This window comes from Dyella flava (assembly GCF_016904955.1).
GTDB lineage: Bacteria > Pseudomonadota > Gammaproteobacteria > Xanthomonadales > Rhodanobacteraceae > Dyella_B > Dyella_B flava.
In genome coordinates this window covers 299,602-323,623 of record NZ_JADIKE010000034.1, presented here as the reverse complement: position 1 = coordinate 323,623, position 24,022 = coordinate 299,602, and the positions used below count along the sequence as shown (strand labels likewise).

20 protein-coding genes are annotated in these 24,022 nt (G+C 61.6%); 10 read left to right on the top strand and 10 right to left on the bottom strand.

Features of this window, described 5'->3' with window-relative positions; genetic code table 11:
- Nucleotides 1-21: 21 nt before the first annotated feature.
- The 4 genes from ISP19_RS09620 to mnmG form a co-directional block, all read right to left on the bottom strand.
- Nucleotides 22-1,872 (bottom strand): autotransporter domain-containing protein, encoded by a 1,851-nt coding sequence (locus tag ISP19_RS09620; protein ID WP_204681141.1) that lies wholly within the window; start codon nt 1,870-1,872, stop codon nt 22-24.
- Nucleotides 1,873-2,045: 173 nt separating this feature from the next.
- Complete coding sequence (locus tag ISP19_RS09615) at nt 2,046-4,376, bottom strand: Tex family protein (RefSeq protein ID WP_204681140.1); 2,331 nt, start codon at nt 4,374-4,376, stop codon at nt 2,046-2,048.
- Between the two features lie 180 nt (nt 4,377-4,556).
- Complete coding sequence (locus tag ISP19_RS09610; protein WP_204681139.1) at nt 4,557-5,321, bottom strand: RDD family protein; 765 nt, start codon at nt 5,319-5,321, stop codon at nt 4,557-4,559.
- Nucleotides 5,322-5,412: 91 nt separating this feature from the next.
- Entirely contained in the window at nt 5,413-7,290 is a 1,878-nt protein-coding gene (mnmG, locus tag ISP19_RS09605) for a tRNA uridine-5-carboxymethylaminomethyl(34) synthesis enzyme MnmG (protein WP_204681138.1), read from the bottom strand.
- 543 nt (nt 7,291-7,833) lie between these two features.
- Here mnmG and ISP19_RS09600 point away from each other — a divergent pair.
- Nucleotides 7,834-8,019, top strand: coding sequence for a hypothetical protein (locus ISP19_RS09600; protein WP_204681137.1), 186 nt, complete (start codon nt 7,834-7,836; stop codon nt 8,017-8,019).
- Between the two features lie 67 nt (nt 8,020-8,086).
- On the opposite strand, the gene pepN is transcribed toward ISP19_RS09600, so the two are convergent.
- Nucleotides 8,087-10,732 (bottom strand): aminopeptidase N, encoded by a 2,646-nt coding sequence (gene pepN, locus ISP19_RS09595; protein WP_204681136.1) that lies wholly within the window; start codon nt 10,730-10,732, stop codon nt 8,087-8,089.
- A 67-nt stretch (nt 10,733-10,799) separates the two neighbouring features.
- Here pepN and ISP19_RS09590 point away from each other — a divergent pair, with 67 nt between their 5' ends.
- From ISP19_RS09590 to lptA, 6 genes are all read left to right on the top strand, one after another.
- On the top strand, nt 10,800-11,804 hold the full coding sequence (locus tag ISP19_RS09590) for an aldose 1-epimerase (protein ID WP_204681135.1): 1,005 nt from the start codon (nt 10,800-10,802) through the stop codon (nt 11,802-11,804).
- Entirely contained in the window at nt 11,804-12,754 is a 951-nt protein-coding gene (locus ISP19_RS09585) for a pyridoxal-phosphate dependent enzyme (RefSeq protein WP_204681134.1), read from the top strand. The genes ISP19_RS09590 and ISP19_RS09585 overlap by 1 nt, the downstream gene beginning before the upstream one ends.
- 262 nt (nt 12,755-13,016) lie before the next feature.
- Nucleotides 13,017-13,784, top strand: a complete 768-nt coding sequence (locus ISP19_RS09580) for a hypothetical protein (RefSeq protein WP_204681133.1) — start codon at nt 13,017-13,019, stop codon at nt 13,782-13,784.
- Nucleotides 13,785-13,801: 17 nt separating this feature from the next.
- Nucleotides 13,802-14,545 (top strand): MHYT domain-containing protein, encoded by a 744-nt coding sequence (locus ISP19_RS09575; RefSeq protein WP_204681132.1) that lies wholly within the window; start codon nt 13,802-13,804, stop codon nt 14,543-14,545.
- A gap of 92 nt (nt 14,546-14,637) precedes the next feature.
- The gene (locus tag ISP19_RS09570; protein WP_204681131.1) at nt 14,638-15,216 is read left to right on the top strand and encodes a DNA-3-methyladenine glycosylase I; all 579 of its coding nucleotides are present in this window, start codon (nt 14,638-14,640) and stop codon (nt 15,214-15,216) included.
- A gap of 122 nt (nt 15,217-15,338) precedes the next feature.
- Nucleotides 15,339-15,968 (top strand): lipopolysaccharide transport periplasmic protein LptA, encoded by a 630-nt coding sequence (gene lptA / locus ISP19_RS09565; protein WP_204681130.1) that lies wholly within the window; start codon nt 15,339-15,341, stop codon nt 15,966-15,968.
- Between the two features lie 24 nt (nt 15,969-15,992).
- On the opposite strand, the gene bioC is transcribed toward lptA, so the two are convergent.
- Genes bioC through bioB form a run of 5 tightly spaced genes read right to left on the bottom strand, consistent with a single transcriptional unit; the run spans nt 15,993 to nt 20,693 of the window.
- A complete protein-coding gene (gene bioC, locus ISP19_RS09560) occupies nt 15,993-16,874 on the bottom strand; it encodes a malonyl-ACP O-methyltransferase BioC (protein WP_204681129.1) in 882 nt (293 codons plus the stop codon).
- Nucleotides 16,871-17,644, bottom strand: a complete 774-nt coding sequence (bioH, locus tag ISP19_RS09555; RefSeq protein ID WP_204681128.1) for a pimeloyl-ACP methyl ester esterase BioH — start codon at nt 17,642-17,644, stop codon at nt 16,871-16,873. The genes bioC and bioH overlap by 4 nt, the downstream gene beginning before the upstream one ends.
- A complete protein-coding gene (locus tag ISP19_RS09550; RefSeq protein ID WP_204681127.1) occupies nt 17,641-18,441 on the bottom strand; it encodes a sulfurtransferase in 801 nt (266 codons plus the stop codon). The genes bioH and ISP19_RS09550 overlap by 4 nt, the downstream gene beginning before the upstream one ends.
- Before the next feature lie 28 nt (nt 18,442-18,469).
- Nucleotides 18,470-19,669: an 8-amino-7-oxononanoate synthase gene (bioF, locus tag ISP19_RS09545; RefSeq protein WP_284385085.1), complete on the bottom strand. Its 1,200-nt coding sequence runs from the start codon at nt 19,667-19,669 to the stop codon at nt 18,470-18,472.
- Entirely contained in the window at nt 19,653-20,693 is a 1,041-nt protein-coding gene (gene bioB / locus ISP19_RS09540) for a biotin synthase BioB (protein WP_204681125.1), read from the bottom strand. Before bioB ends, bioF begins: the two co-directional genes overlap by 17 nt.
- Nucleotides 20,694-20,834: 141 nt before the next feature.
- Here bioB and ISP19_RS09535 point away from each other — a divergent pair, with 141 nt between their 5' ends.
- The 3 genes from ISP19_RS09535 (at nt 20,835) to ISP19_RS09525 (ending at nt 24,022) form a co-directional block, all read left to right on the top strand.
- Complete coding sequence (locus ISP19_RS09535; protein ID WP_204681124.1) at nt 20,835-21,041, top strand: hypothetical protein; 207 nt, start codon at nt 20,835-20,837, stop codon at nt 21,039-21,041.
- Between the two features lie 14 nt (nt 21,042-21,055).
- The gene (locus tag ISP19_RS09530) at nt 21,056-21,769 is read left to right on the top strand and encodes a ComF family protein (protein WP_204681123.1); all 714 of its coding nucleotides are present in this window, start codon (nt 21,056-21,058) and stop codon (nt 21,767-21,769) included.
- 93 nt (nt 21,770-21,862) lie between these two features.
- Nucleotides 21,863-24,022 carry a DUF6311 domain-containing protein gene (locus tag ISP19_RS09525; protein WP_204681122.1) on the top strand — a complete coding sequence of 720 codons (2,160 nt, stop codon included), beginning with the start codon at nt 21,863-21,865 and terminating at the stop codon, nt 24,020-24,022.

The following is a 24,022-nucleotide window of genomic DNA, read 5'->3' as shown; positions in this document are numbered from 1 at the left end:
TTTGTTATCCGTGAAGCCGGCTCAGAAGCCGAATTTCACGCCGAGGTTGATCGCGTTGTAACGCTGGGCGTCATCGCTGAAGTGGCCGTTGTAGGCAATCCAGCCGGACAGGTTCGACGTGAACTGCGCCATCAGGCCGATATCGCCCTCGCCCCAGTTTTTCTCCGGCGTAAAGCCGGCCATTTCGAAGCTGCCGTTCAAGCTGTTGAGGCCGGCGGTGACCATGTCGGTGCTGGCGCGGCTGTCGTGATTCCAGCCGAGCTCGACATACGGCGACAGATCCATCGAGTTGTACTGCCAGTGTCCCTGCAGGCGCCAGCCGGCAGTGCTGATCAACGCGTTGCGTTCCTGGCGTCCGAACCACATGGCGGTCGCGTCGTTGCCGCTTTCGCTGTAGCCATCGATGCGAATGTTCTGGTATTCGACGTTCGCAAATGGGCCGGTCTTGAAGCTGCCGACATCGAACCAGTAGCCACCGTGCAGGCCCAGGCCCAGGTAGGAGCCATCGGTCTTGCCGGCTTCATGGGTGCGGTCATCGCCCACCATGAATACGCGGTTGATGTTGGTGTAGCTGGCCTGACCGAAGTCACCGTAGACGCCGGCATACGCGCCCGCGTCGTGCCAGGTCAGATAGCCAAGGCCGGTGATCGCCTGCAGATCGTAGCCGCCACCGCCGCTGACATCCGCATAGTGTTCGCCGACGCCCAGCGCCGCACCTGCCGAAATGTAATCGTTGGCGTGCACATCGACGCCGACGGTCAGGTCGACATTGTTGCTGGTGGTCTTGGGCGCACCGGCGCTCTGGTCAAACTGCTGGTTTGAATAGTTGATGCTGGCAAAGGCACGCGTCGGGCTGCCGAAGTTGTCGGCCATCATCTGTTGACGCACGGCGGCGGTCTGGGTGGTAACGGCGGCGAGCGGGGCTTCCTGCAGCAGCGAGATCTGCTGTGGCGCGGCCAGCTCCGACAGCACTACCTGCGCCAGCATCTTGTCCGCACCGGTGGTGGGATGTACGCCATCGGCGAACAGATAGGTGTTATTAGTGCCCGACGCATAGGTGTACGGCAAGCCGGAGCCTTGCGGGCCGCACAGCACGGAATCGGAGCCGACGCCACACGCAGGTGTCGTGACATTGGTGAAACCGTAGCGTCCCGGGCTGGCGATCACCTGGCTGAGCAACGCGAAGGCGTTCACCGGAATGATGCCCATGCCGAGCTTGCCGATGCCGGCATTGAGCTGGCCGTTGTAGATCACGCTGAGCGTGGTCAGCGAAGAAGCGGCGGACGCGCCTGCTTCCTGGGCTTCCGGCGTCAGGCCGATGTTGGGCAGATTGAACACCAGGATGTTCTTCGCTCCCGCGGCCTGCATTTCACCCAGCAATTTCACTTCCTGCTGCGCGGCGGCGACGATCTGGGTCTGCGCAGTCGCGGGCGTGGTGGTCGCGTAGAAAATGTCGTTTGCGCCGCCCCACATCGTGTACAGCGCATGGCTGTTGAGCGTGGGATGGCTGGCCAGATAGGTGTCGACCTGATCGGTGATGGTTGGAACACCAGCCGGAGTACCCGGCGAATTGTTGAAGATGCCGGCCCCACCCCAGGCATAGTCATTGCCGCCCGCGAGCGATGCGGTCAGCGCGTGACCCAGCGCGGCGGCAATGTTCTGCACGGTGATGTTGCCGGGGTTGGTGGTGAACTTTTGCGGAGGCTGGAAGCTCGGCACTTCGTACAACGAGAGATTGCCTGCATCGCTCAAGCTGTCGCCGAACGCGATGACGTTGTTGAAGGTGGGGTTCGGATTACCCGTAGCCTGGGCAGCGCCTACGAGACCAAGGGCCAGCGCAACGGCGCCGGCAATCTTGCGCGGGTGAAACATGGGGCGGTGCTCCTGCGATTGTTATAGTGATGTTACGTTAATGCATGCCATACGTGCGCGCATGCTGCGCCGCAAGTAAGCGGCGCTTCGCAGGTAGCTGGGGAAATGCGCTGGCGCTTTCCGGGGGATTTCGGCTGACAGATCAGACACCGAAGTGCCTGATCCGACTGGAGTCAGCGCTTAAGGGCGCGGCTGAGGGCGTCGGCGAACGCGCTATTGGCCGGTGCTGCGGCCGGCTTGGAAGGCGTCGCGGAGCCCGGCCGTGGGCCGCGGTTGTCGCGCGAGCCACCGCGGCTCTCGTTACCGCCGGCAGGGCGTGCCCCGCGAACCTGGCCAAGTTCGTCATCCAGGCGCATGGACAGGCCGATGCGCTGGCGCGGAATGTCCACTTCCATCACCTTCACTTTGACGATGTCGCCGGCTTTCACCGCATCACGCGGATCTTTCACAAAGGTGTGCGACAGCGCGGAGACATGCACGAGACCGTCCTGGTGCACGCCGATATCGACGAACGCGCCGAACGCCGCCACGTTGGTGACGCGGCCTTCGAGAATCATGCCGGGCTTGAGATCCTTCAGATCTTCCACACCCTCGGCAAAACTCGGTGCAACGAATTCCGGGCGGGGATCGCGGCCGGGCTTTTCCAGTTCTTTGAGAATGTCGCGCACGGTTGGCACGCCAAAGCGTTCATCCGTGTACTGCTCGGGCTTCAGGCCGCGCAGGAAGGTGATGTCACCGATGACGCTTTTCACTTCGCGGCCACACTGCGCAATGATGCGCTCGACCACCGGATAGGCTTCCGGATGCACCGAGCTGGCATCCAGCGGATTGTCGCCACTGGGAATGCGCAAAAAGCCTGCGCACTGCTCGAACGCCTTGTCGCCCAGGCGCGGGACTTTCAGCAATGCCTTGCGATTGAGGAACGGGCCGTTGGCGTCACGGTGCTTCACCACATTCTCAGCCACGCTCGCGGAAAGACCGGCAACGCGTGAAAGCAGGGCAGCGGAAGCGGTGTTCACATCGACGCCAACGGCATTGACACAGTCTTCCACCTTGGCGTCCAGGGCGCGTGCCAGCTTCACCTGATTCACGTCGTGCTGGTACTGGCCCACGCCGATCGCTTTCGGTTCGATTTTCACCAGCTCAGCGAGCGGGTCTTGCAAACGGCGCGCGATCGAGACGGCGCCGCGCAAGCTGACGTCCAGATCGGGAAATTCCTTGGCGGCCGTTTCAGAAGCGGAATACACCGAGGCACCGGCTTCGCTCACCACGATCTTGGAGAGCTTCAAATCCGCATGTTTCTTGATCAACTCGCCAGCGAGCTTGTCGGTTTCGCGCGAGGCCGTGCCATTGCCGATCGCGATCAGGTTCACGCCATGTTGCTTGCTTAGCACGGCAAGACGAGCGAGCGACTGATCCCATTGATTGCGTGGTTCATGCGGGTAAACGGTATCCGTCGCGAGCAGCTTGCCGGTTGCATCCACCACCGCGACCTTCACGCCGGTACGAATGCCCGGATCCAGACCCATCACCGTCCTGGCGCCGGCCGGGGCTGCGAGCATCAGATCCTTGAGGTTGTCGCCGAACACGCGAATCGCTTCATCTTCCGCACCCTCGCGCACGCGACCGAACAGATCCAGAGTGAGATGCAAATGCAGCTTTACGCGCCAGGTGAGGCGCACCGTTTCGCGCAGCCACGCATCGGCCGCGCGACCGCGATCGATAATGCCGGTATGCGCCGCCACGCGGCCTTCGCCTTCAAGATGGCCTTGCTCGGCCTCGACGGCAGGCGCAAGTTCCAGTTCGATCACGCCTTCGTTGCGTGCGCGCATCAGCGCAAGCAGGCGATGCGAAGGAATCTTGCCGATCGCTTCCATGTGATCGAAGTAGTCACGAAACTTCGCGCCTTCCTGCTCCTTGCCCGCGACGACCTTGGCGCGAATCTGGCCTTTTTCCCACAACCAGTCACGCAATTCGCCGAGCAGCTGTGCATCTTCAGCGATGCTTTCCATCAGGATCGCACGTGCACCATCCAACGCGGCGCGTACATCCGGCACGCCCTTGTCGGCATCCACGAATGATTCTGCGAACGTTTCAGGTGTTTGTGATGGATCTTCGCGCAGGCCAAGTGCGAGTGGTTCCAGGCCGGCTTCGCGCGCGATCTGCGCCTTGGTGCGGCGCTTGGGCTTGTAAGGCAGATAAAGATCTTCGAGGCGGGCCTTGGTATCGGCGCCCAGAATGTCTTCTTTCAGTGCATCGGTCAGCTTGCCTTGTTCGGTAATGCTGGCCAGGATCGCCTCGCGGCGCTCTTCCAATTCGCGTAGATAGCGCAGGCGCTCTTCGAGCAGGCGTAATTGCGTATCGTCGAGACCACCGGTGGCTTCCTTGCGGTAGCGCGCGATGAACGGCACGGTGGCGCCGCCATCAAGCAGATCCACTGCGGCGTGTACCTGTTCTGGCTTGGCGGCGATGTCCTGGGCGATGCGTTGTTCGATGCTGAGCATGAGACTGAAGAAATTCCTGGGCGTTCGTGTTGCGGCAAGCGTGATGATGAAACCAGGTTGTTGCAGCTTGCCATCATATCAAGCGGCGTCCGAAAGGTATGTTCAGGACGCCCGTTTTCGAGCATGACAAAAAAAGACGGCGCAACACCATAAGGGTTGCGCCGTCTGTATGTGGTTGATTCAGGCGTCGAAGCGGCCGTGCTGGCTGCTCGATTGCGTTCGCTGCGGCGGCTGTTGTTGCGCGGTGCCGTTCAGTACCAGCGTGCTTGCCATCAGGTCGTGCAGGCCTTGCTTGCGTTGCGTCCAGGCTATGGCGAGATAGCAGATCACCGGGATCAAACCGAAGATAAGTGCAGACAGCCTGACGATATTGCGCGCCGCTGCGCGGCCGATCGTCAGGCGTTGTCCGTGGATATCCGTCACGCGCAGGCGCAAGGCCAGCTTGCCCGGCGTCGCCTGCCATTTGGAGGCTTCGCAGAAGGAGTAATACAGGAAAGTGATCACCAGCGACGCAACTTGTGAGCTTTCCGTGGCGGTGCTGTATTCACGCAGGGCTGCGCTCATGTCGGCGCCAGCCTGCATCTGTTCCAGAAAGTGTTTGTACGCCTCCACGCCGCCAAGAAAGTAGGTGGCAATCATCGACGGGATCATCAGGACAACCAGGTCGATCACCCAGGCGCCAAAGCGCTGCCAGAAACTGGCGTAATCGAAGGCGCCGGCGCTGACCTGCGGTTGCTGCAGCGGAGGTGGCGCATACATGTCAGGAGCAGGCGGAGGCGTCGGCTTTTCCAGCGGAAACAGCACTGACAGCGGTTGCCAATCGGCCAGGCCGTCATACCAGCCCAGATCCTCGCGGCTGAGCTGGCCATTGCGCAGCCATTCCTTGACCTGTTCCTCCTGATAGGGGCCGTGGCGTTCGCCCAGTCGACCGATCCACACTTCCATGGGGTGCTCCTCGTTAAGCAGGAGCGCATGATGCCATGCGGCCATGGCGGAATGTTTGGAGCCTGCCTGCGCGGGACCGGTGGACGGGCGCTCAGGCTGCGTCGCGCCGTTTCAGGTGAACCAGTAGCAAGGAAATCGCCGCCGGCGTCACGCCGCTGATGCGTGCTGCCTGGCCAATGGTGGCAGGCAGGCTGCGCTTGAGTTTCAGCAGCACTTCGGCGGACAGGCCGCGCACCTTGTCGTAATCGAAACCACCGGGAATGGCCGTGTTTTCGTGGCGGCGCTGGCGTTCGATTTCCTCGCGCTGGCGCTCCAGATAACCGGCATATTTGGTTTGCACCTCGACCTGCGCGGCGACATCTTCGTGCTCGACGGCAGGGCCGAGTTCGGTCACGGTGGTCAGTCTGGCGTAATCCAGTTCGGGGCGGCGCAGCAGATCCAGTGCATTGGTTTCACGGCTCACCGCCACGCCGAGTTGGCGCTCGATCGCCGCACCCAGCGCATTGTTGGGAGCGGCCCAGAGCGACCCCAGACGCTGTACTTCCCGTTCGACCGCTTCACGCTTGGTACGCAGGGCGTCAAAACGCTCCTGCGGAACGACACCTAGCTGGTAACCGGTTTCGGTCAGGCGCAAATCGGCATTGTCTTCACGCAGATGCAGGCGATATTCGGCGCGCGAGGTGAACATGCGATAGGGCTCGATCGTGCCATTGCTGGTCAGATCGTCGATCAGCACGCCCACATAGGCTTCATCGCGACGCGGATACCACGGCGCCTTGCCCTGCACGGCCAGTGCGGCATTCAGGCCGGCGATCAGGCCTTGCGCTGCGGCCTCTTCGTAGCCAGTGGTGCCGTTGATCTGGCCGGCGAAATACAGGCCGGGAATCGACTTGGTTTCCAGCCACGGATGCAGGCCGCGCGGATCGAAATAGTCATATTCGATTGCATAGCCCGGGCGGGTGATGTGCGCCTTCTCAAAGCCCTTGATCGAATGGACCAGCGCCAATTGCACATCGAACGGCAGCGATGTGGAAATGCCGTTGGGGTAGATCTCGAAACTATCCAGCCCCTCCGGCTCGATGAAAATCTGGTGCGAACTCTTTTCGGCGAAACGCACCACCTTGTCCTCGATCGAGGGGCAGTAACGCGGGCCGACGCCTTCGATCTGGCCGGTATACAGCGGCGACCGGTCGAGGGAGCCGCGGATGATCTCGTGGGTATGCGCGCTGGTATGAGTGATCCAGCAGCTGACCTGGCGCGGATGGTCGGCGCGTGAGCCAAGATAGGAGAACACCGGCGCCGGGTCATCGCCCGGCTGTTCGTCCAGATGGGTGAAATCGATGCTGCGCAGGTCGATACGCGGCGGAGTGCCAGTCTTGAGGCGGTCGGCCGCCACGGGCAGCTCCCGCAGGCGCTGGGCCAGGGTTGTGGCGGGCGGGTCACCTGCGCGACCGCCGGCGTATTGCGCCGGGCCGATGTGGATCTTGCCGGCCAGAAAAGTACCCGCTGTGAGCACAATGGACCTGGCACGGAAGGAAAGGCCCATTTGCGTCACTACCCCGATGACGCGGCCGTGCTCGATCAGCAGGTCATCCACCGCCTGTTGGAACAGGTCCAGGTTGGGTTGGGTTTCCACCATCCGGCGGATCGCCGCCTTGTACAACACGCGATCTGCCTGGCAGCGTGTGGCGCGTACGGCCGGTCCCTTGGACGCATTCAGCGTGCGCCACTGGATGCCGACCCGATCCGCGGCGCGCGCCATGGCGCCGCCCAAGGCGTCGATTTCCTTGACCAAGTGGCCCTTGCCGATACCGCCGATGGCAGGGTTGCAGCTCATCTGGCCGATCGTTTCGATGTTGTGGCTGAGCAGTAGCGTGCGTGCGCCGCAACGTGCCGACGCCAAGGCCGCTTCAGTACCGGCATGGCCGCCGCCTATCACGATCACGTCATAGAAGCTGGGATGGAGCATCGGAGGACCCAAAATACAGGGATACACAAAGGCTTATGGTAATACCAGGGATGCCGTAAGGCATGCCTTACACTTGATTGGCATGTTTTCTGCTTTTAATTCCACCGCACTTTCACGGGCAGATGCCGCGCGATACGCGCGCTGAGATAGGACGACAGGGGTCCATTCGCGTACCGGGACAGGAAGCAAAGACGGCGCCCTTCGGGGCGCCGTCGTTTTTTGTGATCTCGATCTCGAATCGTGAGAGAGATCTGGCGCCCGGCGGTCTCAGGAACAGGGGGAATCCAGGATGACCGTATTGCCGGGCGCCAGAAACTGAAATTCTACGGGGTACGCAGTATGGTCGCTCCCCCGTGTGCGTGGAGGGATCATCGCCCCGCACGCGTGAACATGGGGTGACTGAAACGCAAATTTATGCCGGTAAACGGCAGCTGCTGACACAAAAGGTCACTGCGTGATTTGGGGCAATAACGTTGTGTGATCTACATCACAGATGGCACGTCTGTTGCAGCACTTCGGTGCAAGCCAAAGAGGGGACGTGTCATGGATAACAGCAACGAATTCGCACCCGTATATTTGCGGCATGACCTGATGATTGAGATCGGTCGCCTCGAAATGGCGATGGATCATCTGGTCGAACGCGACCCCACGCAGCAACAGCAATTGCGCCCGCGCCTGGAGTCACGCATGCACCATTTGCTCAGCGAGCTGGATGAGCTTCCGGCTTAAGCAAAGACCCTTTGCTTGCCGCCCCGCAACGGCGACCTTTCAGGGGCCGCCGTTCGCGTCTTAAGGATCAGTGACGCAGCACGTTACTGATGATTTCGCTGAGGTTAGGTGACAGGCCATCACATTTGGCCAGTTTATCGAGAGCCGCATGGGCCGCCTCGCGGCGTACAGGTTCCAGGCGCTGCCAGCCATTGAATGCAGTGGCGAGCCGTGCCGCGATTTGCGGATTGAGTGCATCCAGTTGTGCCAGCCGCTCGGCAAGCAGCCGATAACCGGCGCCATCGGCGCGATGAAATCCGCTGGGGTTGGCGCTGGCGAAGGTGCCGAGCAGGGCGCGTGCGCGATTCGGATTCTTCAGTGTGAAAGCCGGATCGTTCTCCAGCGCCATGACGCTGGCAAGCGCCGGATCGCCCGGTAGCTTCGCTTGCTCGGTAAACCATTTATCCAGCGCCAACGGATTGTCCGCGTAGCGCTGGCGAAAATCGGCGAGAAACGCAGCAGCCTGCGGAGCGCGATCACGCACCAGTACACCCAAGGCAGCAAGGCGATCGGTCATGCCGGGCGCGTGTTCGTATTGGCGTGCCGCCAGTGCATGTGCCTGAGTGGCATCAATCAATGCAAGCAGCTCCAGCACGCGGCGCTTCAAGCGGCGCTTTGCCTGGCTGGCTGCGTCGAGTTGCTGGCTGGTGTCGGCGCACAGCGCCTGATAGCGATCATGCAGTGCTGTTGCGCCGATGCGTTGTGCCAAACGAGACTGCAAGTCTTGTCGCTGCGCGCGGATTTTCGCCGGATCTACCTCACTCTGGCGATCGGCGAATTCGATTTCACCCGGCGGCGTCAACAGGTCGGCCAGTAGCGCGTCATCGATCTCAGGGCTCTCGAACAAGGCGGCCAGCGCATCGCACCATGCTTTGCACGCGGAAGAGCCGTCCGTTCCATGCAAATCGTCGAAGGCAAGAATTGCCAACTGCTGGCCAGCCTCCCAGCGATTGAAACCATCAGCATCATGGATGAGCAACAAGGCCAGCTCGGCAGGCGTGTAATTGCATTCCAGCACCACCGGAGCAGAAAAGCCGCGCAATAAGGACGGAATGGGCGGAGCAGGAATGTCGCGGAATACAAACTGTTGCGTAGCCTGGTCGACCACGACCACTTTTTCCGTCTCGGCAGGCTGACCGTCCAGATATAACGGCAGCATTTTGCCGTGCTGATCGAACAGGGACAGCTTCACCGGAATCGGTACCGGTAGCTTTTCCGGTTGTGCGGGCGTAGCGCGTGTCTGCTGCGAAAGCGTCAGTTTGTATTCGCGCCGTGCGGCGTTGTATTCGCCCTTGGCGTGCAAGCGTGGGGTGCCGGATTGGGCGTACCAGGCCAGGTAAGGCATCAGGTCGATGCCGTTGGCATCACCAAGTGCAGCGAGAAAGTCCTCGATCGTCGCGGCTCGGCCATCATGGCGCTCAAAATACAGGTCTGTGCCGCGACGAAAGCCATCCTGACCAAGGCGGCCAGCCAGCATACGCACCAGCTCGGACCCTTTTTCGTACACGGTGGCCGTGTAGAAATTATTGATCTCGCGATATTCGGCCGGACGCACCGGGTGCGCCAACGGGCCGGCATCCTCCGGGAACTGCGTGCGGCGCAGCAGCGATACGTCTTCAATGCGCTTGAGCGGCGGCGAATTCATGTCCGCGGAGAATTGCTGTTCGCGGAAAACCGTCAGTCCCTCCTTGAGTGAAAGCTGGAACCAGTCACGGCAGGTGACGCGATTGCCGGTCCAGTTATGGAAATACTCGTGCGCGACGACAGCCTCGACCGCGCGGTATTCCTCATCGGTGCTGCTGTCCGGATCGGCAAGCAGATATTTGGCGTTGAAGATGTTGAGTCCCTTGTTCTCCATCGCACCCATGTTGAAGTCGTGCGTGGCGACCACGTGGAACACATCAAGGTCGTAGTTGCGCCCATATGTGCGCTCATCCCAGCGCATCGAACGCTCCAGGGCGTCGAGTGCGTAATGGCAGCGATCAATGACATTGGCTTCGGACCAGATCACCAGCTTTACCTGGCGGCCATCCGCGGTCACGTAGTCGCGCTGGATGCTTTCCAGTCGGCCCGCGACCAGCGCAAACAGATAGCTCGGCTTGGGATGCGGATCGACGAAGCGCGCCCAGTGGCGGCCATCGGCAAGCTCGCCGCTACCGTCGGGATTGCCGCCCGCAAGCAACACCGGAAAGCGCTTGCGATCGGCGCGCAAGGTGACGGTAAAGCGGGCCAGCACGTCCGGCCGATCCGGAAAGAAGGTGATGTGACGGAAGCCTTCCGCTTCGCACTGGGTCAACAAAAAACCGGTTTCGCGCGGACCGGACAGATACAGGCCTTCGAGCGCGGTATTCGCCGCCGGATGTACGCGCACGCGCGTTTCCAGCACGCTGCCGTCGCGTGCGCCGGTGACCTCCAGCGTGCTGTTGTCGTAGTGATATTCCGCCGGGGCAAGCACGCGGCCATCAAGTGAAATCGCCAGTAGTTCCAATCCCTCGCCATCCAGGCGCAGTGGCACGGGTTGCTCGGCGTCGTGGCGCAAGGTCAGGCGCGACGTGATCTCCGTGGCATCGATACCCAGGTCGACATCCAGTTCGACGGTGTGCGCCGTCCAGGCCGGACGGCGGTAGTCACGCAGGCGGATGGGGCTGATGGCGGATTCGTTTGCAAGAGTCATGCGGCACACGGGTGGATCAAGGATGGATCAGGCTAACATGCGGGTTTTCCCCCTCCAGGACAACTGCATGAGCACATTTAGTATCGAAAGGATGCAGCTTGGACCGCACGAAGTTGCCGTTCTCCATGATGCCAGCCGGGCGCGCACCGTACGGATCGCGCGCCGGGGCGCGACCCTGATTGGCCTGGAGCAGACTGTGCATGGCGCCGTTCGCCAGCTGGCGGATGGCTACCGGGACGCCGCCGAGCTGGACAGTCGGCCAAGTTCGCGGTTTGCGATCATGGCGCCGTTCGCCAACCGGATCGACGACGCGCTCTATACCTTTGATGGCAAGGAACAGGATCTTCAGCCGGGCGTCGAGGGAGCACAGCGTGCGAGCCGGCACGGCTTTGTGCGCGGCGTGGACTTTGACATCGCCAGCCAGCGTCTTGCGCAGGATGGCGCGGAGGTCACGTTTGCCACCTCGGTGATACGACCTGACGCGTTCCCCGGCTATCCGCACGCCATTGATCTGAAGGTGACTTACACGCTCGACGCAAATGGGCTGGCTTTGCTGGTCAGCATGCGTAACGTCGGCGATACCGCCGCGCCCTGTTTCTTCGGTTGGCACCCTTACTTTCGTGTGGGTGACAGCGCGGTCGATACGTGGGAGCTACAGATCCCGGCGAAGCAAATCGTTCGTGTCACGCCCGGCTACATTCCCCTGCCTGATGAACGGGCTTATCAGCCGCTCGATGATGCGCCGAAAGAGCTGGATTTCAGGAACGCGAAACCCATTGGCAGTACCAGGATCGATGGCGCCTATGCCGGCCTGGTGACTGGCCCGGATGGCCGTGCGCGTACGCGCTTGCGTGATCCGGCCAGCGGCTTGGGCATCAACGTTTGGCAGGAGCGTGGCGTGATGCTGGTATTTACGGCCGATACCGTCACGCGTGATGTCCGGCGTTCGGTAGCGCTGGAGCCGATGGAAAGCATGTCGAACGCGTTCAATCGCGCGGATTGTGCCGAGGTCATCCGGTTGGAGCCTGGCATGGAAAGGCAATTCCGTTGCGGTGTGGAGATCGAGTGCTAATGAGCGTGCCATTGCCAACCATCGATCAGATTCGCGATGCGGCCGCACGCATCGCGCCGCATGCCATCGTTACACCGGTGCTGCGCAACGCAGAGCTGGATGCGCTGGCCGGTGCGCAGCTCTATTTCAAGTGCGAGAACCTGCAGCGCGGGGGGGCGTTCAAGTTTCGCGGTGCATGCAACGCTGTGTGGTCGCTGTCGGATGAAGAAGCCGCGCGTGGCGTGGTGACGCATTCGTCCGGCAATCATGGCAACGCGCTTGCCATGGCCGCTGCCACGCGTGGCATTGCCGCGCATGTAGTGGTACCGGAAGGCGCCGTGCGTGCCAAGCTGGAGGCGATCGAGAAGGCTGGCGCGATCCTGCATCGATGTGCGCCCACCATTGCGGCGCGCGAAGCCAAGGCAGCGGAAGTGCAACAGGCTACCGGCGCGACCTTGGTTCATCCCTATGCCGACACGCGTGTGATGGCGGGGCAGGGCAGCCTGGTGGCGGAGTTGCTGGCGCAAAGTCAGGGGCTGGACGCGATCATGACGCCGGTGGGCGGGGGCGGGTTGTCGGCCGGATGTTCGATTGCGGCACATGGCCTCGATCCGTCCATTGCCATGTACGGTGCTGAGCCGGCGGGTGCCGATGATGCCGTGCAATCTCTCGCACGCGGCGCGCGCATCGATCATTTCACGCCTGACACCGTTTGCGATGGCTTGCGCACCTTGATCGGCGAGCCGAATTTCCATGCACTGCGTGAGCATCAGGTGGAAATCATCACCGTCAGCGATGAGGAATCCATCCAGGCCATGCGCTTGCTGTGGCAGACGCTCAAGCTGGTCGTCGAAGTGTCGAGTGCTACTGTGCTGGCTGCGGTATTAAAACAGCGTGATCGCTTCGCCGGCCGCCGCGTGGGTCTGGTGCTGACCGGCGGCAATGTGGATATCGATGCCTTGCCCTGGTGATCCATGAAGCCCATTCTCTTGAGAGAGGATGGGATGCAACGGCAGCGTGGCCGCCGCGCTGCAAAACGTACCGAACGGCGCCTCGGTGTCTTGGCTTGAGCACCGATCGCGTTTCAAAAATTAAGCACGAAATACGCCATCTGTGATGCCGTTTGCGTTTGTGCTGGATGAAGCTTGAAATCAATCACGCTTTGATTCCTCTAAATCGCGGACCCTAGTTGCCTACAATTTAGAACCCAGCATCGAGCAACAGGGGGGCCTTATGGTCGAGCTGGAGATACAGGTCTTCTCTGATCGCAGGGAAGGTCTGCTCGTCGAGCTTGGACGTGTTGTCGTTGCCAACCACTTTTCGCTAGTACGCCAGCGGCTGACGCAGGACAGACGTGGCGCGTACCTGTCCATGCTGGTGCGTGGTCCGGACGAGCAGCGTTTTGCGTTAGAGGAGATGCTCGGCACGCATAGCCGGGTGCTGAGCTTCGAAGCTGCCCTGGCGGGCGAAACGGCGGTCATCTGCGCGAAGCCGACAAGCGCGTCGGCGATGCCGCTCGCCGAACCTGTGGCGGTGCCCGAGTTGCCTGGCGCCGTCATGCCGGACGTACTACAGGTCGAGCACATCCTGCCCAAGCTGGCACAGGACTATCCGCAGATTTATCCCTGGCTGGTGGCGTTGGAAAACAGTGTCGCCGAGTCAGTACGTGAGTCCTCGCTGATGCTGGCCGGGCGCCGGACAGGAGCGTGGGTCTACAAGCGAGATTACGCGCTGGGCGCCAAGCTGGGGCTGGCAGATGCCATCAAGCGCATCGCCGTTCCGGCGTTGCGTCAGCTGGCCGAGATAGAGCAGCACGGCGTGCACGTGCATATCCTCAATAGTCCGCTGTGCACACCCGGGATGCATTCCGGATGCAAGTTCTATGGGGGATATCTGGAGGGTTTGCTCAGTGGCTCGATCGCGCCCGGGAAGGTGTTCGTGCGCCACCTTGGTTGCAGAGGAAACGGCGCTGCGCTTTGCAGCCTGGAAATCTCACATTGATGGAGCTTGGAGGCACTATGTCGATGCAACTCAACTACAACTGGTTGCTGGTGTTGCTTTCCTATGCCGTGTCGGTGCTCGGCTCGTTTACCGCCTTGCAATTGGCGGTTGCCATTCCGTTGGCGGCCACGCAACGCCAAAAGACGGCCGCCGTGGTGATGGCTGGAGGGGCGATGGGGCTGGGGGCGATCTGGGCCATGCATTTCATTGCGATGCTCGCCTGCGACAACGGCATGGATGTGAGCTATGACGCTTCGCTGACCGCCTTGTCGGCACTGGTGGCCTTCGCTGCGTGCGTGGCCGGGCTGATGCTGGTGGGAAGCGGGCGTTTTGATTGGCTGCGGCTGTTGGCGGCTGGCATCTGTATGGGCCTGGGCGTTGCGGCCATGCATTACATCGGCATGGCCGCCATGATGATGCCCGCGAAGATCAGCTACGCCTCGGGTCTGGTGGCCTTGTCCGTGGTGATCGCGATGGTGGCCTCGACCGTTGCGTTGTGGCTGGCTTTCAACCTGCGCGGTCCGTTGCAGATGATCGGTAGCGCGCTGGTGATGGGTGTGGCGGTTTGCGGCATGCATTACACCGGCATGGCCGCAGCAAGTTTCGAAGACAACGGCGGCCAGTTGCCGGATGGCTATGCCGAAGGATTGCGCGGCGGCAATCTCGGCCTGACCATCTTCGTGGTGGTGACGATCCTGCTGGTGCTCATGCTGGTGCTGCATTATTGGCGTCAGCGCTATCGGTCCAGCATCTCCATTTGAGCATCCCTATTTGAAAGGGCGCTAACCTTTACGCGGATGTGGCGTTATGCTGTTTTCTTCATGACGCGTCTTGTGCAGAGGGGAGAACAGCCATGGCATCGCGCATTCGTTGTCATTGGGCAGCCGATGGCGAGTTGATGCAGGCCTATCACGACACCGAGTGGGGTGTGCCGCTGCATGACGATCGTGCGCTGTTCGAGTTCCTGTGCCTGGAGGGCGCCCAGGCGGGCTTGTCGTGGCGCACGGTTCTGCAAAAACGCGATAACTATCGCCGCGCCTTCCACGATTTCGACCTGGCCCGCGTTGCGGCCATGAAGGATCGCGAGCTGGAAAAGCTGTTGCTTGATCCAGGCCTGATCCGCAACCGCCTGAAGATCACCGCCACCCGCGACAACGCCAAGGCGGCCCTGGCGGTGATCGACGAGCATGGCAGCCTCGATAGCTACCTGTGGGCGTTTGTCGACGGCAAGCCGATCCATAACCGCTGGCGGACCAAAGCTGAGGTGCCGGCCAGTACACCGTTGTCGGACCGGATGAGCAAGGCGCTGAAAAAGCGCGGTTTCCGCTTTGTCGGCAGCACCATCTGCTACGCCTTTATGCAGGCGACCGGCATGGTCAATGATCACCTGGTGGAATGCTTCCGCCACAAGGCCTGCGCGGGCAAGCACTAGGCCGGCGCAATTCGGCCTGCAAACGGCGCCACAAACCAGCCCGCCGTTCGGTTCCGGACGGCTGGTTTTGGCGCGGTCTGGCCTTAGAATGGGCGTCATCGCGGGGATAGGAGATACGTCGCATGAGGCCGTTCCATAACTTTGGCGTTCGCCACGGAGGCCTCGTAGTCCGATCCTGCGCCGGGCTGCTGCTGATCGCACTGATGCCCTGCGCACACGCCAAGACCGGCGACCGCAACCAGCCGATGAATACCACGCAAGATTCGGTAAACGGCTTCAATGCGCCCAATACGATGACCACGCTGACTGGCCATGTAGTCGTCATCCAAGGCAGCATGAAAGCCACCGGTGATGTCGCATACATCTATCTCGATGCCGATACGCAGGTCAGCCGCATTGTGATGAAGGGCAATCCGGCACATATCCAGCAGCTGGACAACAACGACAAGCTGATGACCGGCGAAGCGCCCACACTCGATTACGACAACATCAACGGCATTGCCGTGCTCTCGCCCAACGCCGTCGTCACCGAGCAGGACACCGGCGATGCGCACGGTGACAAGGTGACCTATAACACCAACACCACGTACTTCACCGGCACCGGCAACGTCAGCGCGACCTATCTGCCCAAGCCCAAACCGCCGAAGAATCCGCCTGCGGCGCAGGGCGGCGCAAAGCCGGCGTCGGCGAGTTCGGCACCGGGTGGCGCAATGCCGGCATCGGCTAGTACGGCGCCGACGCCACAGGCGTAAACCCGAGGGCCACGCGGCGTGAACTCAACGCCGCCGCGAGCCGCGCAAGCTATCGATGGAAAAGCTGGCAATCTCGCCGCCGCCTTTTGCGCGGCGCGATTGTCCCGGCGGCGGCCCCCAGGCATGCGCCGTTACCACTTCCCACGTTGCCGGAATGCGGCCCTCCGTGCGCATGGCTTCGTAAGCCGCCAGCATCTGCTGGAAATGACGCTTGCCGGTCAGGCCGCGCTCGCGGCCGCGGTCGGCGTGCGTGGCGCCCAGTCCCTTGAGCTCACGCAACAAGGCTTTGGGTTCGCTGTAGGTGAGCATATAGCGATCGACGTCCAGCACCGGATCGCGCAAGCCGGCCGCGATCATGGCGTCACCCAGGTCGTGCATGTCCAGGAAGCGGCTGACGTGGGAATGCTGATCGACTGAGGCCCAGGCGGCGCGCAGCTCGCGCAGGGTATCGGGGCCGAAAGTGGAGAACAGCAGCATGCCGCCGGGTTTCAGCACGCGTACGCATTCGCCGAATAGCGCGGGAAGATCATCGATCCACTGGAAACACAGGTTGGAATGCAGGACATCGACACTGTGATCGGGCAGCGGCAGCGCCGTGGCTTCACCGCACACGCGCTGGAACGGCTTCAGCCAGCCGGCGTGAGATTTGGCCGTGCGCAGCATGGGTAGTGCCGCATCGACGGCAATGACTTGCGCTTTGGCATAGCGTTTCTTGAGCAGCGCGCTGCCGCGCCCTGTGCCTGCGCCGACGTCGATCACTCGCTCCGGCTGCTGCAAATAGAAGTCGAGGCGTTCCAGCAGGAGCTGTTGCACTTCGCGCTGGAGCGCGTCGTGTTGCTCGTAGCTGCCGGCGGCATGGCTGAAATTGGCGCGGACGCGGCGCGTGTCGACCTGGAAGTCGCTCATGAACGGGCCTCAAGCCAGGACAGCAACGCCTGCGCGACGGCATCGGGATGACTGAGAAAGGGGGCGTGTCCGGCGTGCGCAATGACGTGAAATTCGCCTTCGCACAGTGCAGCAGCGGCCTGCATGGCATTCGGATGCACCAGCCGGTCCAGGCGTCCGGCACTCCACCAGCTGTGGCCTGCCTTCAGTTGTGCCAGTCCGCTGCGCAGATCGGTTTGATCGAGCATCCGAATACCTTCCTGCAACACGCGCAGATCGGGTTCGCCGCGCGAGAATACTTCCGCACGCAAGCGGCGCAGCTCGCCGCGCGGATCGGGGCTGCCCATCACTTCCAGCGTGAGGAAGCGCTCGATCGTTGCGTGGTAGTCGGTTTCCAGATCGATCGCCAGCTGTTTCACCAGCGATGGATCACGTCCGCAAGGCCAATCGCTGGCGCTGACAAAACGCGGCGTGGCGCAGAGCATGGCCAGTCCGCGCACATGCTGCGGTTTATTCAGTACGCCGCTGAGCGCAACGAGTCCGCCCAACGACCAGCCCAGCCAGGTGGCCGGCGGCGTGGCGGCCGCGATGGCTTGTGCACATGCCTGCGGCTCCAGCGGCAATCCGCAGTTGCGCGAGTAGCCGTGGCCAGGCAAGTCAACCAGATACATCGTGCAGCGCTCAGCGAGTACGTCGACGAGTGGCGAAAAAATGCCGCCGTGCATCGCCCAGCCGTGGATCATCACCAGCGGCATCGGGCCGCTGCCGCGCACCTCGATATGCAGACTCATGTGTAAAGCTCCCCCTCTCCCACGGGACTACCTTCGAGTCGCCCAGAGGACAGAGCGGGTGGCTGGATAGGAGCTGGACTCAATGCTTTGTCGACCGCGCCGCGCTCATCGAAAACGAAGCACTCGCCGCGCCAATGCACGCCGCCGACTTCTTCGAAATACTTCAGGATGCCACCTTCCAGTTGATACACGTTTTCCATCCCGGCATCCTGCATGTGCAAGACCGCCTTTTCGCAACGGATCCCACCCGTGCAATACGACACCACCGTCTTGTCGCGGTAGCGCGCCTGATCGGCAGCCAGGGCGGCGGGCAGTTCGGTAAAGCTGGCGATGCGGTAATCGACCGCTTGCGGGAACATGCCGACGTCGGTTTCGTAGGCATTGCGCGTATCAAGCAGGACCACATGGCGGCCCTGGTCGTCATGTCCCTGATCCAGCCAGCGCTTGAGTGTGGCCGCGTCCACGGCCGGTGCGCGGCCGCCTTCGGGGCGGATCGCAGGCTGGCGCAAGGTGATGATTTCTTTCTTGAGGCGCACACGCATGCGCTTGAACGGCGCCCCATCGGACAACGATTCCTTGGCCTGTAAACCGGCAAAGCGCGAATCCTGGCGCAGCCATGCCATGAACGTCTCGATGGCTTCACGCGGCGCTGCCAGAAACAGATTGATCCCCTCCGGCGCGAGCAAAATGGTGCCCTTCAATTCCAGCGCATGGCATTGCGCGAGCACGCGTTCACGCAGCGCTGGCAGATCGTCCAGGCTGACGAAGCGATAAGCGGAGATGTTGAGGATCGACATAGGCGGGGCAGGCATACTTGGCCGTGAATTATACCGGCGCGCCCGTAGGGGATGCCCCGAGCCGCAGGGACTCGAGTGCCTGCAGCAACCTGTCCACGTGGGCTTCTTCATGGGCGGCGGAAAGTGTGATGCGCAGGCGCGCCTGCCCATGGGGAACGGTGGGCGGGCGGATCGCCACGGCCAGCAGCCCTTGAGCTTCCAGCGCTCGGGACGTGTCCAGGGCGCGCTGGGCATCGCCGAGCATGAGCGGCTGAATGGCCGTGCGCGAGGGCATCAATGGCAGGCCCAGCTGGGCCGCGCCGGTACGAAAACGCCGGAGCAGGACGTTCAACTTGTCGCGTCGCCAATGTTCACTGCGCGCCAGTTCCACCGCACGATGGGTGGCAGCCGCCAGTGCGGGGGGCATGGCGGTGGTGTAGATATAGGTGCGTGCAAACTGGGTCAGCCCATCGATCAAGGCGGCGCTGCCGGCAACGAAGGCGCCGCTGCAGCCAAGCGCCTTGCCCAATGTGGCCATCAGGATCGGAACATCGGTTTCGCTTAATCCGGCTTCCGCCACGCTGCCGGCGCCGTCCTCGCCGAGCACGCCCAGTCCATGCGCGTCATCCACCATCAGGCTGGTGCGTTCGCTGGCGCACAAGGCGGCTAATTCGCGCAGCGGCGCAATATCGCCGTCCATGCTGAACACGCCGTCGGTAGCGAGCAATGCACAACCATCTGCGTTGCTGTGTAATTGTCGTGCAGCGGCATCGACATCGGCATGTGGGTAGCGTTTCAGCGTTGCGCCGGCGAGCTGCGCACCATCGAGCAAACAGGCGTGATTGAGCTTGTCTTGCACGCACAGTTCGCCGCGCTCAAGCAAGGCCTGGATCACGCCGAGATTGGCCATGTAGCCGGTGGAAAACAGCAGTGCGCGCTCACGCCCGGTCCATTCGGCCAAGGCTTCTTCCAGCGCAGCGTGTTCGCGGCGATGGCCGCAGATCAGATGGGCCGAACCGCTGCCGACGCCGCTTTCGTCACCGGCTGTCTTCAAGGCGGCGACCAGTCGCGGATCGTGGGCAAGGCCCAGGTAATCATTGCTGCAGAAAGCAAGCAACTGCTGCCCGCCGCTTTCTACAAAAGGCCCTTGGCAGGTGTCGATCGTGCGCAGACGTCGCTGTAGCTGCGCTTGCGCACGTTCGGCCGTCTGTACGGCCAGTCGTTGAAGCAGATCAGGCCGCGCAGCCACAGCCCTGACCACAGCTGCCGGCTGATTCGGTTTCGAGGATGCCGGCGTGCACCGTGTCGGTTTCCTCGACGATTTCCAAGGCATGCAGGTCGAGGCGGCGGAACAGTGCGCGATCGTGCTCCACGTCGGGGTTGCCGGTCGTCAGCAGTTTTTCACCGTAGAAAATCGAGTTTGCGCCGGCAAAGAAGCACAGCGCCTGCACGGCATCGTCCATCTGCTGACGACCGGCGGACAAGCGCACCATCGACTTGGGCATCAGGATGCGCGCCACGGCGATCGTGCGCACAAACTCGAACGGATCCAGCGCTTGCGTGCCGTGCAGCGGCGTGCCTTCCACCTGCACCAGCTGATTGATCGGCACCGATTCCGGATGCTCGGGCAGGTTGACCAGCGTCTGCAGCAGACCGGCGCGCTGATCGCGGGTTTCACCCATGCCGACAATGCCACCGCAGCAGGTCTTCAGACCCGCATCGCGCACGTGTTCGAGCGTATCCAGGCGATCCTGATATTGGCGCGTGTGGATGATTTCGCCGTAGAACTCCGGCGCGGTGTCGATATTGTGATTGTAGTAATCCAGGCCGGCGTGCTTGAGCGTCTGCGCCTGGGTGTCGCTGAGCATGCCCAAAGTGGCGCAGGTTTCCAGGCCCAGGGCCTTCACGGCCGAGACGATCTCCGCCACCTGGGCCACGTCGCGATCCTTCGGGCTGCGCCAGGCCGCGCCCATGCAGAAGCGGCTGGCGCCGGCGTTCTTCGCCGCCTGGGCCCGGGCGACCACGGCGTCTACCGACATCAATTTTTCCGCCTTGACGCCGGTGTGATACCTCGCCGCCTGTGGGCAATAACCGCAATCTTCCGGGCAGCCCCCCGTCTTGATCGACAGCAGGGTGGAGACCTGTACCGCGTTCGGGTCATGGTGTTCGCGGTGAACGCCATGCGCACGGTGCAGCAACTCATTGAATGGCAGGGCGAACAATGCGGCGATTTCGTCGCGCGACCAGTCATGGCGAAGAGCGGCTGCGGGCATGGGGTGGGGCTCCGTGGCAATCAAGCAAGCAAGTTTGGAAGTCGCTCCCGATACTGTCAACTCTATTCGTTGGCGAATGGTTGACGGAGTGCGGACGTGGACCGATTACCATCCCACGACCATCTATCGAAGGAGTCGATCATGAGTGCAGGTCAGGGCAGCACCGGTAACGTCATCGCGGCGGTGTGCAGTTTCTTTATCCCGGGGCTGGGCCAGTTGGTGCAGGGACGGTTGTTGAAGGCGTTTTTCATGTTTGTGCTTGCCGCAGCACTGTGGGTGATCTGGATGGGCTGGATCATCCATCTCTGGTCGATCGTGGACGCGGCCTTGTTCAAGCCGAACAACTAACCCGTCTTTCGCATATGGATGCGCTGATACGGCGCTTGTCAGCCCTGCATCAATGGTTGTTGCCCTGGCGCTGCCTGTTGTGCGGCGACGCCGGCGCAGAAGGCGTGGATCTGTGTAGCGATTGCGCTGCGGAATTGCCGCGCAATACCCCGTGCTGTGCCCAATGTGCCTTGCCATTGCCGGTATCTGTGCCGCAGTGCGGACGTTGCCTGCGCAAGGCTCCGCCCTGGGATGCGGCGTGGGCGCCCTTTCGCTACGCGTGGCCATTGGACCGTCTGGAAACGCGCTTCAAATTCAGCCGGGATCTTGCTGCTGGCCGCGCCTTGGTCACGCTGTGGCAGCGCGAAAAGCCGCCTTCCCATTTGCCGCTCATGATTCTGCCGGTGCCGCTGCACAAACGGCGCTTGCGTGAGCGCGGCTACAACCAGGCTTGGGAATTGGCGCGGCCGCTCGCGCATGCCTTGGGGATTACCTGCAGGCACGATGTGCTCCGGCGCATCAGGCATACCGAAATGCAAACCGGACTCGACGCCACGCAGCGCCGCCGCAACCTGCGCGCGGCATTTACCTTGCGAGAAGGCGCTGCATTACCAAGCCATGTCGCCGTTCTCGACGATGTTTTCACTACCGGGGCCACGCTTGCAGAGTGTGTTCGCGTCCTGAAGCGTGCGGGCGTGTTGCGCGTCGACGTGTGGGCACTGGCGCGAGCGCCCATACCCGGCGGTTGATCCACCGCGTGGCTCGCCCGGTACAGTCAAGGTGGTATATGGGAGAGAATGCTGCTCGCCAGGGGCGCCGGTCGCCGGCTAAGGGAAAATTTGATGACGTTGAACGACACGATGGCACGTGCCCGTGGCGATGATGTGTTCGCGGGAGCGTGCCTGGCCGCTTTGGCCGGGGCGATGGTGTTCTATCTGGTGTTCGGCGTGGGTGTGCTCGAACCCGGAAGCCTTGGCTGGCTGTCCCATGGCGATTCGGCCCAAAGCTATCTGGGGTGGGTGTTTTTCCGGCATTCACCGTGGATGTTTCCGCTCGGCGCCGCGCCCGCCATGGGGATGGAACAATCGAGCTCGATCGTCTATACCGACTCGATACCTGCATTCGCACTCCTATTCAAGCTGCTAAGAGGCGTGCTGCCGACAGATTTTCAATATGCAGGTCTGTGGCTGTGCTGCTGTTATGTGCTGCAGGGCTACTTTGCGTATCGGCTTCTTTCGCAATTTACGCGTGATCGTCTGGCACTCGCCGCGGGTGTCTTGCTGTTCCTGATCAGCCCGATCATGTTGCTGCGCACCTCGGCGCACTTTGCGCTATCCGCACACTGGCTGATCGTCTGCGCGCTCTATCTCTATTACTCGCCGCCGAAGCTCCGGTACATCATTCAGTGGATGGCTCTGCTGTGGTTCGTACCCTTGGTGCACGCCTATCTGATGTTCATGGTCTACGCTATTTGGGCGGCTTATTTGTTGCGCCAGGGCGTTCTTGTCCGGCAGCTTTCCTGGCTAAGCACGGTTTGCTGCACAGTAGCGTCCGTGGCCGGATCGATTACCGTGATGTGGCTAGTCGGATATTTCGGCGACATGGATGTGTCGACATTCGGGTTCGGCTACTACTCCATGAACCTGTTGGCGCCATGGATGCCTCTCGGGGCGGGGCCATTCCTATTGCCGTCACCTACCGGCGCTACCGCCGGACAGTACGAGGGCTTCAATTACCTCGGTTTGGGCGTGTTGTTTGCATTGCTGGCGACGATCGTGCAGTGGGCCGTGACACGAAAGAGATCGCCGGTCCGTGGACGCCACGACATCCTGCGTAATCCCGACGCCGCGCTGATTCTGTGCTGCGTTTGTCTCACTTTGCTCGCGTTATCCAACGTCGTCACGTTCGGCACGCATACGCTTTTCCAGGTGTCACTGCCCGCAAGATTGAACCGGATGGTGAATATCTTTCGCTGCTCCGGACGCATGTTCTGGCCGGTCTACTACGTGCTTTTGATGATGGCCGTGCGCGGGTTGGTCCGGTGGCCTGCACGGGCATCGAGAGTGATGCTGGGCATAATGGTTTTGCTGCAGTTGGCCGATATGCGGCCTTATTTACAATTTACGCACAACGTCACCGCTATCAAGCTTGCATTCCTTAAATTTCCGGATTTTGACTCGCCGTTCTGGAGCCTTGCGCGCAAGCGCTATGCGAATCTTTACGTGATTCCGGGTCAGTACGAAGGTGACGAGTACATTGACTACGAGTATCTGGCCGCAACATACGGATTTCACATCGATACCGCATTCTATGCTCGCTTGCCCTCCGCGACGCGGCAACAAGGCCGGCTGCTGCGGCATGAAGCATTTTGGGGCGGCGATCTGGATCCGAATGGTCTGTACCTCATCCAGTCCAGTGGCAAAGAAAAGCTGCAATCAGCGCAGGTGATGTTCAGTCCCGCGACGGGAGTCGGCGCCATCGACGGCTTTACCGTCGTCGCGCCCGGCTGGTTTGAAAAAGGCAGTGCACCGTATCTGCAACACCCACTAAGGGGTGACCTGCCGCCGATGGCGCTGGATCATCCTTATCTATTTGACGGCCATGGCGATGGACTCCCCTTCCTACTTGGCGGGTGGAGTACAGCCGAAAGCGGTGGCGTATGGTCGTTGGGGCCCGCTGCCTGGGTGGCAATGCACCGGCAGCTGCCCCTGTCAGATGTGCATGTCGCCTTGCGGATACTTCCTTATCTACCTGCCAAGTACCCGAGTCTGAGTGTGCGTGTCGAGATGGGTGGGCATGTCCTTGCAAACTGGCGTTTTCAGCGCGACAACGCGGTGCCTGATGTGGCTTTCGATATTCCGGCTGACTGGCAGGCGCCTGATGGAAATCTCGTGCTGGCATTTCATTTTGATAGTCCACGTTCTCCGAAGGATGCCGGAGAAAACGCGGATGTCCGAACTATCGCCATCCGGCTTGGCGGCATGCAAGTAACTGCGAAATAG